This is a genomic window from Streptomyces sp. CLCI03 (genome assembly GCF_053615355.1).
This window is the reverse complement of record NZ_CM132132.1, coordinates 7,984,532-7,997,065: the sequence shown is the minus strand read 5'-3', so window position 1 is coordinate 7,997,065 and position 12,534 is coordinate 7,984,532. Positions and strand designations below refer to the sequence as shown.

8 protein-coding genes are annotated in these 12,534 nt (G+C 72.8%); 1 reads left to right on the top strand and 7 read right to left on the bottom strand.

The annotated features are described in order from the left end of the window. Positions 1-11 precede the first annotated feature (11 nt). From ACWG52_RS36930 to ACWG52_RS36920, 3 genes are all read right to left on the bottom strand, one after another. Positions 12-1,781 (bottom strand): methyltransferase, encoded by a 1,770-nt coding sequence (locus ACWG52_RS36930; RefSeq protein WP_389806526.1) that lies wholly within the window; start codon positions 1,779-1,781, stop codon positions 12-14. Positions 1,782-1,884: 103 nt separating this feature from the next. Then, positions 1,885-3,102 (bottom strand): 4-hydroxybenzoate 3-monooxygenase, encoded by a 1,218-nt coding sequence (locus ACWG52_RS36925; protein ID WP_389806528.1) that lies wholly within the window; start codon positions 3,100-3,102, stop codon positions 1,885-1,887. A gap of 243 nt (positions 3,103-3,345) precedes the next feature. Beyond that, entirely contained in the window at positions 3,346-6,117 is a 2,772-nt protein-coding gene (locus ACWG52_RS36920) for an AfsR/SARP family transcriptional regulator (RefSeq protein WP_453127177.1), read from the bottom strand. Positions 6,118-6,385: 268 nt separating this feature from the next. Between ACWG52_RS36920 and ACWG52_RS36915 the strand changes: the two genes are divergently transcribed. After that, positions 6,386-6,811, top strand: coding sequence for a hypothetical protein (locus ACWG52_RS36915; protein ID WP_389806532.1), 426 nt, complete (start codon positions 6,386-6,388; stop codon positions 6,809-6,811). 215 nt (positions 6,812-7,026) lie between these two features. On the opposite strand, the gene ACWG52_RS36910 is transcribed toward ACWG52_RS36915, so the two are convergent. The 4 genes from ACWG52_RS36910 to ACWG52_RS36895 all read right to left on the bottom strand — a co-directional run bounded on the left by ACWG52_RS36910 (position 7,027) and on the right by ACWG52_RS36895 (position 12,454). After that, positions 7,027-7,452, bottom strand: coding sequence for a subtilase-type protease inhibitor (locus ACWG52_RS36910; protein WP_389806534.1), 426 nt, complete (start codon positions 7,450-7,452; stop codon positions 7,027-7,029). Between the two features lie 422 nt (positions 7,453-7,874). Beyond that, positions 7,875-9,404, bottom strand: coding sequence for a hypothetical protein (locus tag ACWG52_RS36905; protein ID WP_453127175.1), 1,530 nt, complete (start codon positions 9,402-9,404; stop codon positions 7,875-7,877). A 72-nt stretch (positions 9,405-9,476) separates the two neighbouring features. Beyond that, positions 9,477-10,502, bottom strand: coding sequence for a hypothetical protein (locus ACWG52_RS36900; RefSeq protein WP_390137493.1), 1,026 nt, complete (start codon positions 10,500-10,502; stop codon positions 9,477-9,479). Further along, a complete protein-coding gene (locus ACWG52_RS36895; protein WP_389806540.1) occupies positions 10,499-12,454 on the bottom strand; it encodes an FHA domain-containing protein in 1,956 nt (651 codons plus the stop codon). Before ACWG52_RS36895 ends, ACWG52_RS36900 begins: the two co-directional genes overlap by 4 nt. Between the last annotated feature and the right edge of the window lie 80 nt (positions 12,455-12,534).

Genomic DNA, 12,534 nt, shown 5'->3' with positions numbered 1-12,534 from the left:
CGGACGTACGGTCAGCTTCGCCGGGCGGTGGGCTCCGGTGCGCCGGTCCTACGGGCGTGCAGCACGTGCGCGTCCAGGGGCAGGGGCCGACGGCCGACGAGTTGGAGGCCGGCGTCGGCGAGCAGGCGTGCGTAGTGGTCGGCCCGGCGTTCGCGGCCTCCGACGTTGCAGAGCATGTGCAGGTCCCAGGCGGTGGCCAGCGAGGGGGACCCGTCGACGGGCAGGAGACGTTCCACGACGAGCAGGTCCGCGTGGGCGGGCATCGCGCGGACGCAGTGGCTCAGGATCTCGCGGCAGCGGTCGTCGTCCCAGTCGTGCAGGACGCGGGACAGGATGTAGACGTCGCCGCCGGGTGGCACGTCGGCGAAGTCGCCCGCACGGTAGTCGCAGCGCGGGCCGCAGCCCGTGGCGTCGAGGTGGCGGCGGGCGGCCTGGACGGCGTGCGGGCGTTCGAGGAGGACGCCGCGCAGGCGTGGGTGCGCGGTGAGGATCCGGCCGAGGAGTTCGCCGTTCCCTCCGGCGATGTCCACGACGGTCGCGGCCTCGGGTGCCTGGGCCGCGGCGGTGATGACGGGATGGGTGGGGAGCGGCTGGAACATCCGTGAGCTCGCGGCCATGGAGCGGTCGAAGAGGGCGGCGAGTTCGGGGTCGCGGGCGAAGTGGTCGAAGTGGTTCTCGCCGAAGAGGTGGTCGAAGGCCGGCTGTCCGGTCCGCACGGCGTGGTCGAGAGCGCCGAAGGAGCGGTAGAACGGGCCCCCGTACATCAGGGCCAGCGGTCGCATCGACCCGGGTGTGTCGGCGCGCAGCAGGGCGCCGAGTGCGGTCAGGCGGAATCCTTCCTGCTCCTCGACGACGGCTCCGAGCATGGCCAGGTAGCGCAGGAGGGTGGCGAGGCTTCGGGGGTGGGTGCCGGTCGGCCGGGAGAGGTCCTCGGTGCGGTGGGCGGTGCGGGTGTCCATGACGTCGGGCAGGCCCAGGCGGGCGAACGTGGCGAGGGCCTGTGTCGTCCACGCGCCGGTGAAGAGGTGGAGGAGCGTTTCGGCGGGCTGCCGCGCGTCATGACGGGGGCGGTGGTGCGGGTCGGGGTGGTGCGGGTCGGGGTGGGACAGGTGCGCTGCGAGGGTGTCGCGGTGGTCGCCCGGTGCGTAGAGCTCCAGTCGCCGGTAGTCGCAGGCCGCGTCGGCGGGGAGGGTGAAGTAGAGGACCGTGCCGTCCTCGTGCGGGTTGTAGCCGCCGCCGTCGGGCAGCGCGCCGTGGCGGTCGAGGATCGCGCACAGGCCGCGTAGGGCCAGTGGCTCCGGACGCTCGACCTCGAAGGCGAGGTGTGCCTCGTGCCGGCGGGTGCGTTCGTAGGCGGCGATCGGTTCCAGGTCGGAGTGCGGGGGCACGGTCAGGGCGAACACCTCGACCGCGCGCCGCTCCCCGTCGCGGCCGTCGACCTGCGGGCGCAGGATCCGGACGTCGAGCTCGGCGGGATCGCGCAGGTGGCGCCGGGCGAGGCGGTCCCGGACCACCACGCTGGGGTGGGAGGGAGTGTCCACGGCCAGTCCGCAGTAGCCGAGTTGGGCCCGCAGACCCTCCGCGTCCGGCGGGAAGAGCAGCAGTCCCGCGTGGGCGAACCGGCAGTGCTCGGCGAGCGCCCGCAGGTCCGGGCCGTCGAGGCCGGGCAGGAGGAGCGGGAGCAGGGTGGCGCTGTCGTGCTCGCGGACGAACCGGGCTGCCGCGCGCAGGGAGTCGGTGTCGTCCCGGAGCAACGTTTCGTCGGGGAGGGTCGTCGTCATCGTGGGGGTGTCCTCGGGCCGGTACGGGGCTGGGCAGGGCAGGGCGAGGCGGGTGGTGGGGAGGTCCGGGGGGAGCGTGGTACGGGGCCGGGCCCCGCGGCGGTCACACGCCGACGTAGTTCTCGGCGAACCAGTCCTGGTGGATGCGTGAGGTGCGCAGCGACGCGAGCCGGGAACGCCGCAGGGCGGCGTGGAAGAACGATCCGGCATCCTCGTCCTGGTCGGGGGGTGCGTGCAGGAGTCGGGTCATCCACCCGGTGAACTCCTGCGCCCGCCAGATGTACGCGAGGCAGCGGTCCGAGTAGCTGTCGAGGCCTGTGGTGTCGGCCCGGGTGAGGGCATCGACCAGGGCGTCGGCCAGCATCTCGGCTTCCAGGACGGCGAGGTTGGCGCCCTTCGCGGCGGCCGGCGCGAGCAGACTCGCCGCGTCGCCCGCGAGGACGAGCGAGCCGTGGCGCAGCGGTTCGACGACGTCGCAGGTCAGGTCGAAGACCCCGCGTTCCAGGAGCGTGCCCCTGCGCAGCGGGCCGTGGTCCGCTGCGCCCATCCGGATGTCGAGCTCGTCCCAGATCCGCTGTTCGGGCCAGGCGTCGGCGGGGGTGCCGCGCTGCCACTGGAGGTAGTAGCGGGTGACGTCGGCGGTGCGGGCCATGTGTCCGGCGAAGCCGCGGTCGTGGATGGCGTAACCGACGGCGTCGAGGCTCGGAGGGGTCCGGGCGAGCAGGCCGAGCCAGGTCACGCCGTGGTCGTACCGGTGATGACGGACGGCGCCCGGCGGCAGTGAGCGGCGGGCCGCCCCGTGCCGGCCGTCGCAACCGGCGACGTACCGGGTGGTCCACCGGGTGGTGCGGCCGTCGGGTCCACGTGTGGTGACGGACGGCCGGGTGCCGTCGGTGTCGTGCACGGCGAGCGCTTCGGTGTGGAAGGAGATGCGTCCGCCGAGGTCGAGGTAGTGGGTCAGGAGGTCCGTGACCAGGTGCTGCTGCGGGTAGACGTGATGCTGCGCGCCTTGGCCGAGAGCCCCGTAGTCGAGGCGGAACCGGCCTTCCTGCGTGCGGAATTCGCAGCTGCCGTGGCGGCGGCCGTGCCGGTGCAGGCCGTCCGCGAGGCCGTGGCGGTCGAGGATCTCCACGGTGTTCGGGGCGAGGAACCCGGCGCGCGCCCGGGTCTGGACCTGGGTGCGGGAGGCACGTTCCAGGATGACGCAGTCGATCCCGGCGGCGTGGAGCAGGATGCCGAGAACGAGCCCGGCGGGGCCTGCGCCGAGGACGACCACATCGGCGGATTCACATAACGTGTGGGTGGTGTGACGTTCCGTCATAGCGGGTGAAGCATAAGCACGCGAAGATCCACACTCCTACCTGAACCATCCCTAGGTAGGAATAGAGTGACAATCGACATGTGCGTGGCCACCCGGTGACAGCGGCTCCGGGGTCCGTTTCCGCAGCCGGCGGGTGGTGCGCTCCGGGCGTGCGGAGGTAGGCGCGCTTCTCCCGTACGCGCCGGCGCGCGAGCCGATCCTCAGCGGGTACGCGCCTCGGGCTGGGCCTCGTACGAAGGTCCCCTAGGGAGGGCCGGGCCGGTCCGGCCTCGCGCCGGCATCGATTCGGCCGCGCTCGGATCGGAGCCCGTCCAGTGCGGCCCGCGCGGCGAGCTCGCCCTCCTCGTAGGCGTTGGCCCGGGCCTCCCGGACGGCTTCGCGGAGCTGTCGTTCGGCCTCGCCGGTACGTCCGACGGCGGCCAGTGCCTCGCCGTGCAGGGTGCGCAGCACCACCCGCCGGGGGGCCGCCAGCACAGGTGCGGCGAGCGCGAGTCCGTGGGCCGCGTGTGCGGCGGCCTCGGCCGCGGCGCCGACCGACAGCAGGTGCTGGGCGAGGTGTTGGTGCGCCAGGGTGGCCGTCTCGGTGAGGCCCTCCCGTTCGGCCAGGGTGAGGGCCTGGGCCAAGAGGGCGGCGGGGCGCTCGCGGTCACCGTGGCGCATGAGCGCCACGGCCAGGTTGATCCGGGCGACCGCCTCCCCGGCGATGTCCCCCGCGCGGACCGCGAGGTCGGGGGCCCGCTCCAATCTGGTCAGGGCCTCCTCGGGCCTGCCCTCCTCGGACAGCACCCAGCCGAGCAGTGCCGACGCCCGGGACTGGGCGGCCGGATCACCGTCCAGTTCCGCGGACGCGAGGCCCTGTTCGAGCAGCGGCACCCAGCCGTCGCGGACCTGCCACACGATGAGCGGCCACTGGAGCAGGACGAGCCGCCACGCCCGGTCGTGGAAGCCCGCCGCGACGGCGGCCTCGACCGCGGCCCGCAGGGTGCCGCGTTCGGCGGAGTACCAGGCGAGCGCGGCCGTCCGGTCGGCGAACCGGCGGATCTCGGCCGAGCGCCGGGCTCCGGCCGGAGGGGCGCAGCACGGTTCGCCGCCGGGCTCCGCGGCCGCGCACGCCCCGAGCAGGGTCTGTACCCAGTGGTCGAGCAGCCGTAGCAGCCCGGCGGGTTCGCGACCGGGTGCCAGGCTGCGGGCGAAGAGGCGCACCAGATCGTGCAGCACGTAGGAACGCGGGCCCGTCTCGACGACCAGTTGGGCCGCGGCCAACTGGTCGAGCGCCAGGGTGGCCTGGGCCGGCGTGCAGTCGGCGAGCGCGGCGGCGGTGCCGGTGTCGAGGGTGGCACCGGTGTGCGGGCCGAGGTGGTGGAACAGCCGGCGGGCCGGTTCGGGCAGATGCCGCAGGCTGAGGCCGAGCGCGGCGGCGACGCCGGTGTCCTCCGCCTTGAGCAGGTCCAACCGGTGTTGTTCGTCGGCGAGTTCCCCGGCGAAGGAGGCCAGGCCTCGGTGCGGACGGGTCGCGAGCCGGGCGGCGGCGACCCGCAGCGCGAGCGGCAGTCCGTCGCACAGGCCGGTCAAGCGGGCGGCGGCCTCCGGTTCGGCTGCCACCGACTCCGGGCCCAACACGGCGGCGAGCAGCGAAGTCGCGTCGCCGGTGGGCAGCGCGCCGACCGTCACCGGGCGGGCGGCGTCGGTGGCCACCAGGCCGTCGAGCCGGTCGCGGCTGGTGACGAGGGTGACGCAGTCGTCCCCGCCGGGCAGCAACGGGCGGATCTGCTCGGAGTCGACGGCGTTGTCCAGGACGACCAGCAGTCTTCGTCCGGCGGTCAGTTCGCGGTAGCGGGCCCCGAGGGCGGTGGGCGAGCCCGGCATCCGTTCGACCGGGACGCCGAGCGCGAGCAGGAACTCGCGGAGCACGGCGCGGGTGTCACGGGGCGGGGTGGGGCTGAAGCCGCACAGGTCGGCGAAGAGGGTGCCGCCCGGGAAGTCGGCGCGCCGTCGGTGCGACCAGTGCACGGCGAGCGCGGTCTTGCCGACGCCGGCAGCTCCGATGAGGGTGACGACGGGGCCCGGCACCGCGCTCGTGACGCGGTCGAGGACGGCGAGTTCGTCCTGTCGCGCGATGAAGCCCCGGGGGCGGCGGGGCAGGAGTTGGGGGGTGCCGACGGGCACCGCGGCCGCGACGGCCACGGCGGTCTCGACGTCGGTAGGGACCGCGACATCGGTGGGGGTCCGGGCGTCGGTGTCCCTGCCGGCGTCGAGATCGGCAGCGACCTCGGCACCGACGCGCAGCAGGGTGCGGTACGCGTCGGTGAGCACCGGTGCCGGGTCGACGCCGATCTCGTCGGCGAGCAGCTTGCGCGTACGGTGGTACCGGTCCAGCGCGTCGGCCCGCCGGCCCGCCCTGGCCAGGACCAGCATCAGCTGTGCGACGAGCGACTCCCGTAGGGGGTGCGCGGTGGCCTCGGCGCGCAGTACGGACGCGGCGGCTCCGTGGTCACCCAGCAGCCCGTACGCGCGCGCCAGCTCCTCGACGGCCGTCAGGCGCAGCTCCTCCAAGGCGTGCGCGGGCGCTTCCAGCGGTGCGCTGTGCACGGTCCCGGCGAACGCCGGTCCCTGCCACAGCCCCAGTGCCTCGCGCAGGACCGCCACGGCCTCCGCCGGGTCCGTACTCCGCCGGGCGAATCGGAGGGACTCCTCGAACCGGCGGGCATCCAAGAGCGCTTCGGGCAGGCGCAGCCGGTACGCCGCTCCCTGGGTGAGGAGTTCCACGCCGTGTGTTTCCGCGTCGTGCTGCGCGAGGACCGCCCGGAGCCGGGAGACGTGTCCCTGCAGCACGGTGCGCGCGTGCCTCGGCGGTTCCTCGTCCCACAGTGCCTCGGTGAGCCTCTCGACGCCGACGGGCGTGTTCGGGTGGGCCAGCAGCATGGCGAGCAGGCTCCGGCGCTTGGCGGGGCCGAGCGGGAGGGGAGCCCCGTTCGTCGTCGTGACGGCGACCGGCCCCAACACGCGGAACTGCACAGACCCCACCCTTGTCGATCCGCACCGCTTCGTACCGTTCCATCCGTGTACGCACGGCCCCTGATCGAGGATAAGTCGGATTGTTCCGGCGGCACGAGTACGGCCTCGGCCAATCATGGAACACGTATTCCCCTCTCGAACACAGAGGGGACGGCGTGGTGCGGGCAGTGCGGACGGAGCGTTAGCGGGCCGTTAGAGCATCGTTGGCGGCCGGTGGAAGTGTTCGGGGCGTCGAGTCGTTCCGTCATCCCGATTGGGGAGTACACACATGACCTTGGCCATCCTCCGCCGGTCCGCCCTCGCGGTCACCACCCTCGCGCTCTCCGGAGCCGCCCTCGCCGGCGTCACCGCCGCCCCGGCGCAGGCGGCGGCGCCCGCCGCCGCTGCCGGCTTCTGTCACGTGTCCGGCCTCGGTGGTGACTACATCTGCGAGTACGGCGAAGCCTGGATGACCTACCCGGCCGGAAACCGTCAGGTCTTCATCGTCGGCACCGATTTCGCGGTGTGGACCCGCTGGCAGTTCGCCGGCGGTTCCTGGAGCGAGTGGACCTCCATGGGCGGGACCGTGCGCAGTGGGGTCCGCATCGACGGCAACAACACCTGGAACCCGACCATCTCGATCGTCGGCATGGACGGCGAGCGCTGGTCCCGGCACCGCCTGACCAGCGGTAGCTGGACCCCCTGGCAGAACTGACCCACGCGCCCCCGGCGGGCCGCCACCCGCCGATCCCAGGGAGAGAACGGAACACCCGTGACGGGGGTGTCCCTGGCCCGGCGGCAGGCGCCCCCACCCCACACCCCCACGCCTGACCGCCGGCCCGCCGGGTCCGGTGCCACCACCCCTGGTGGCACCGGACCCGGCCGAGCCCCCCTGAACCGCGCCCCCCGACGCGGTCGCGAGCCCCCGTGTCAGAACGCGTAGAGGACGTTGTCGTTCAGGGTCGCGGACATCACGCACCCGTTGGAGAAGGTGTGCTTCCACGAGACGCGCTCACCGTGCCAGACACCGTCCGCGGTGACGGTGACGGGGTCGTAGTGCCGCGGGCACACCCGGCCCGGATTCGGGGCGGCCAGCAGGCGGTCGAACTCGCCGCCGGTCTCGTTGAGGGCGTCGCACGCGGCCCGGGGGTCGGGGTGCGTGCCCTCGGCGGTGTAGGCGCAGCTGAGGACGACCGCACGCAGGACCGTACCGGTGGCGGCGTCGTCCCCCTGGGTGACGGCGAAGACCATCGCGGAGGGTGCGTAGAGGCTCGTCGGGCTCGCCTCCGCCAGGCCCGCGGTGCCGGCGAGGCAGAGGAGAGCGGCGGCGGAGACGGTGGCTAAGCGGCGACGCATGACAAGGCCTGCTTTCGATTCGAAGGGTGTTTGGCGCGCTGGAACTTTCATGTGGCGCTCAACTGAGCTTGAGCCTGCCAGGTATGAAGGTCCGTCGCACATGGGCGGTCGATTTACGGACAGTCCGTTCGGATGTCGGTCACCCGGGGAGCGATTCACGCAGCTCCCGCCGGGTGCCCGCAGGTCCACGGCACGCGGGAGCGCGGTGCGTCACCCGGCGTGACCGCGCTCCCCGCACCTACGGCCCAGGTGGCAGACACGCCCGGTTCACCGAACGGCCCACCAGGGTGACCGGATCGATGCGGTGCGAACCCCGCACGCCCCCACACCCGCTCGGCTGACCGCACGCCGAGACGCGGACACAGCGGCCCGAACGCTCCTCGTCCCGCGTCCTCCTGGCCGCCTTCGGGTGATCGGTGCGGTCAGCCGGCCTTCAGGCGGCGGCCGATCTCCTCGGTCATCCGGCGCTGGAGCTCCGCGAGCTGCTCGTTCGTATAGCCCGTCAGGTCGCCCGGATCCCCTGGGTGCTTCGCGCCCTCCTGCTGCTTCTTCTGGTCCTCCCGCCGTTTGAGTTCCTGCTCCTCGGGTGATCCGGGCACCACGTACGCGCATCGGATGAGCGCTCCGTCGGCGGCCTTCAGGCAGGTCGCCTCACGGCCGCCCACCTGGCCCTTGCCCTCCACCCGGTAGCGGACGTTCTGCTCGCTGCCGACGGTGGCCGTCCACGTCCCGCCCCCGGTGGGTACGACCTCGAACACCTGGTCGTCGTTGTAGCAGCAGACGTCCCGGTACTCCGCCTTGATCAGGGCGACGAGCGCCTTCGGGGACGACCACGCCGGATCCAGGCGGTGGATGGTCATCGGCGCGAGCCCGCCACCCCGGTGGCGGGTCGGCACGGTGGACACGGCCACCACCGAACTGGCCTCCCCCTGCGGCGTGAGCGGGGTGACGTACGCGCTGCGCCCGGCCTCTTCGACGTACCGCAGGGTGAACTCGGACTCGTTGCCCTCGTTGGCGCCGTCCTCGGAGGCATCCCATCCGCTGCGCTCGAACCACCAGTCGCTGAAGCCGCCCACCGCGGCGGTCCCTTCCCGTTGACGGGCGGCGAGGCTGATCGGATAGGACGGGCCGGGCACGGTGGAGGTGTCGGTGGTGAGCGTGAGCTTTCCGGTGCGCCCGTCGTAGAGCGCGACGCCGGCGGGGCGTTCGGTCACCACGAGGATCCCGGTCTGCCGCTTGAGCGGGACGACGACGACCGGTGTGCCGCCCGAGCAGGTCACGTAGGCGTCGTCGGCCTCGAACCGGACCCAACGCTTCTCGGCCGAGATCTTCCTGCCGAGGTTGTGGGTGAACCAGCCGCTCATCCTGGCGTCCGCCGCGGACACGTCGAAGGCGCAGCGTTCCTGGCTGCGGCTCTCGCCGCCGAGCGGGACGTCCTGCACGAGGCCGACCTCGTACCCGGCCAGCCAGCCGCGGCGCTCCACCAGCGTGGCGAACCGGTCCGAGTCGGGGAGGTAGGTGATGTCGGAGATCTCGCCGGTGACATCGCCCAGGTGCGGGGCGGCCTGCGCCTTGCCGGCCACGTACGGCACCCGGGCCGCCAACGCCGGTACGGGCTCGGTGACGACCTGCCCGGTGGCCATGTAGGCGCGGTCCTGCAGGTACGAGCCGTACACGAGCCAGCCGACGGTGAGGCCCAGGCCGAGGACGGCGCCCAGGCACCCGAGGGTGACCGCCGCGTTCCCGGTGCCCGCGCCGCGCCCGGCCCGGCGCCTGAGCCATCCCACCACCAACACGCCCGCCAGGGTGGCCGCAGCGGCCAGCAGGGGCAGGGCGAACCAGGACACGAGCTTGCGCAACTCCCACACCACGATCGTGGTGTAGTACGAGGCGTACCAGAGCACGAACCCCACCGGCAGTACCACGAATCCCACGCGCAGTGCCCGACCCATCAGCGCCCCCGCCCCCTCGGCCCCACGTCCGTGCGTCCGATTCTCCACCCCGGACCGGAGCGTGTCACCGGGTTACGCGGACGCGGCCTCGGGCGCTCCGCCGGCGGCAGCCGGCCGGCGTACGGCTGCGGCGATCTCTCCGACCGTGGGGAGGGACCGGCGGACGGGGTGACCGTCGGGGCCTTCGGTGAGCCAGGAGCCGTCGCCCAGGGGTACCGCCTCGTACGGGTGGCTCACGTCGAGGTCGATCTCGCCGAGGAGCGCGCCGGTGCGCACGTCGACGAGGTGGTGGCGGAACCACTCCTCCTCGTCCTCGCGTTCACCGCCCAGGGTGACGACGGCCGTGTCCGGCGTCAGGTAGCCGCCGCTCCATTCCACGTACGTGTCGTACGTGTCGTCCGGATCGTGGCCGAAGGCGTCGGCGGGCAGGGTGAACCGCACGTCCCCGCTGGGGTGGTCGTGGAAGGTGACGTCGCCCTGGTCGTGGTCGACGGTCATGAACTGCCGCCCGCCCGGGGCCAGGTCGATCAGGCAGCGGTCCGGCCACGGGTACGTCACGAACCGCGGCACGCCGTCGGGGCCGATCACACCCCTGAGGACGACGGACCCGTCCTGGCCCTCACCGATGGTGAGGTACACACTGCCGTCGGCCGGGTGCGGGAGGTGGACACCTCCGTGCCCGGCGGTGTCCACCTCCCGCCGGGCGAGCACCTCCCCGCTGTCGGCGTCGTACACGACCCACTGGTCCGCGACCCGGCGCTGCGCCATCACGTCCGGCCGGTAGACCCACACGGTGCGGCCGTCCGGGGACAGCGAACAGCCGGGCCGATGGCCGTGACGCACGTCGGAGTGCGGTGCGAAGGCCGACACCCACACCGGGTCGCCGGAGCGGGTGAGACAGACGACCTCGTTCAGCGTGGTGTACACGACCCGCTCAAGGTCGGGCCGCACCACCGACTCCTCGACCGCGTCGCCGGCGCGCGGCCGGAACACCACGACGGGCTCCAGCGGTCCGAAGACGTCGGGATCCACCACGTAGGCGTGGATCAGCCCGTCATGGTGGCGCGTGATGGCCTTCGAAGGCCGCCCGGAGTTCATCCACCGAGGCTAACCCCCAGATCGGCCCGGCCGGCGGCCGGAACCGGGAGACTCCGAGGGTCGACCGGCCGAGGGTCGACCGGCCGAGGGACGAAGACCGGGGAGTCCGACTGGTAGAAGAGGTCGATGTCGGCCTCCTCCCCGCCGACGATCAGGGTGTCCCAGGCTCCGCTCTCCCGCAGGGTCCGCAGGGTGGCGGGGGCGATCGAGGCCAGGTGGGCGCGGAGTTCACCGTCCGTGGGCAGGCCGGGCAGCCGGGATCCCAACCGCTCGCGGATCCCGGCCATCCGCTCCAGCAGCGCGTCCAGGTCGCTCGCGTCCGCGCCGTCGGCGACCGGGCCGGCCTCCGCGCTGTGCGCGATGACGTCCCGGATGGCGCGGGTGACGCCTTGGTCGTCGGTGGTCACCATGGCGTTCCAGGCCCGGCTCTTGTGCCGGTACTGGAGCATGGACATGGCGGCCTCGTGCCGGATGAAGTCGGCGTCCCGCAGCGGCTTGCCCTGCCAGGCGCGGCTGAGCGAACGGGCCAGTGAAGTGGCCGAGGCGAGACCGCTGTTGAGGCCTCGGCCCGGCCAGAAGTGGATGGCGTTGGCGGCGTCGCCCAGCAGGAAGCCGAAGGTACCGGGGCTGGTCGCGGTCGGCCGGTGCAGCTGCGCCGTGAACCGCGGGCGCTGCACCATGTCCAGCCGGAACGAGGTGATCGCCGACAGGTCGTCCTCGGCCACCCCGAAGAGGCGCAGGCCCTGCCGGATCTCCTTCCACAGCGGGGAGCCGCGCAGCAGGGCGGGCAGGAAGAGGGTGCCGTGCGTGGGGCAGCGGAACTCGTTGTCCTCCTCCTGTCGGCTCATCAGGCAGGGGCGGGCGGCGATGCACTCCTCGAAGACGTGGCGGACCGGGTCGATGCCGATGACGTTCCTGGCCTCCTCCCGGGTGAGTCGCATGTTCAGGAACCCCTCGCCGCGCAGCGAGTTGAGCAGGAAGCGGTTCTGCGACACGGTGAGGAGCACGCTCATCGGGTCCGGCAGCTTCGACTTGACCCGCAGCCCCAGCACGACGTCCTGAAGGTGCTCGCCGTCGAGGGAGTAGATCGAGGCGTCGGCCGTGCCGAAGCGGTCGGCGTAGTGCTCGCGGGTGCGGGAGCGTCCGCCCTCGCAGACCACGAGGACGTGTTCCTGGGTGAGCCGGTTCTGCCGCTCCGTCACGTCGAAGCGTTCGGGGACGAGACGGATGGCCGGCCGCCGGTTCGCCAGGTCCAGCAGCCGGTCCTCGATGTGGGCGATCCGGATGTTGCGGGGCGGGTGGCCGTCGACCGAGTCCGGGCCGACGGGCCACATCTCGGAGTAGGCGTCGACGTCGTCGAACAGTGCGCCGAGGACCTCCTCGGACAGGGCGAGGTACTGGCGGCTCTGGACGGTCACGACCTGTTGGCGGCGGAAGTTGCCCTGCGTCTCGTCCTTCCAGACGATCGTGGTGCCCTTCCTGGTCCAGCGCCCGTCGTAGAGGGTGATGGCGGTCCGGCCGGGCAGCATCTCGTCGAGCGCCAGGGCGAAGGCGAGGCCCACCGGGCCGCCGCCGGTGATGGTGACCCGCAGCACGCCGGGGTCGGCCGTGCTCACGCGGGGGACGTCCAGGAGGGAGAGGTCCATGACCGTCTCCATGGCGTCCTGCGCCTCGTACAGGAACGTTTCGTCACCGATCCGGATGCAGTCGTTCGGGCGCAGTACGTGGCGGGTGACGCGCCGGTCGTTGACGAACGTGCCGTTGCGGCTGTCCCGGTCGTAGAGGACGAACCCGGGGTCCTCCGCGAGGATCTCGGCGTGGAGCCGCGAGGCGTTGGCGCTGACGATCACGACGCCGTTGTCGCTCTTGCGCCCGAAACTGAGGGGCTCGACGCCCAGGACCACGCTCTGTCCGGTGAACGGACCCGTGCGTCCCACGATGACCGATGGCACTCCACACTCCTTGAAGACGATGTCGCCGATTGCTCGTACGCCGACAACACGCGATCGAGAAGGTGTTCGGTTCAACCACT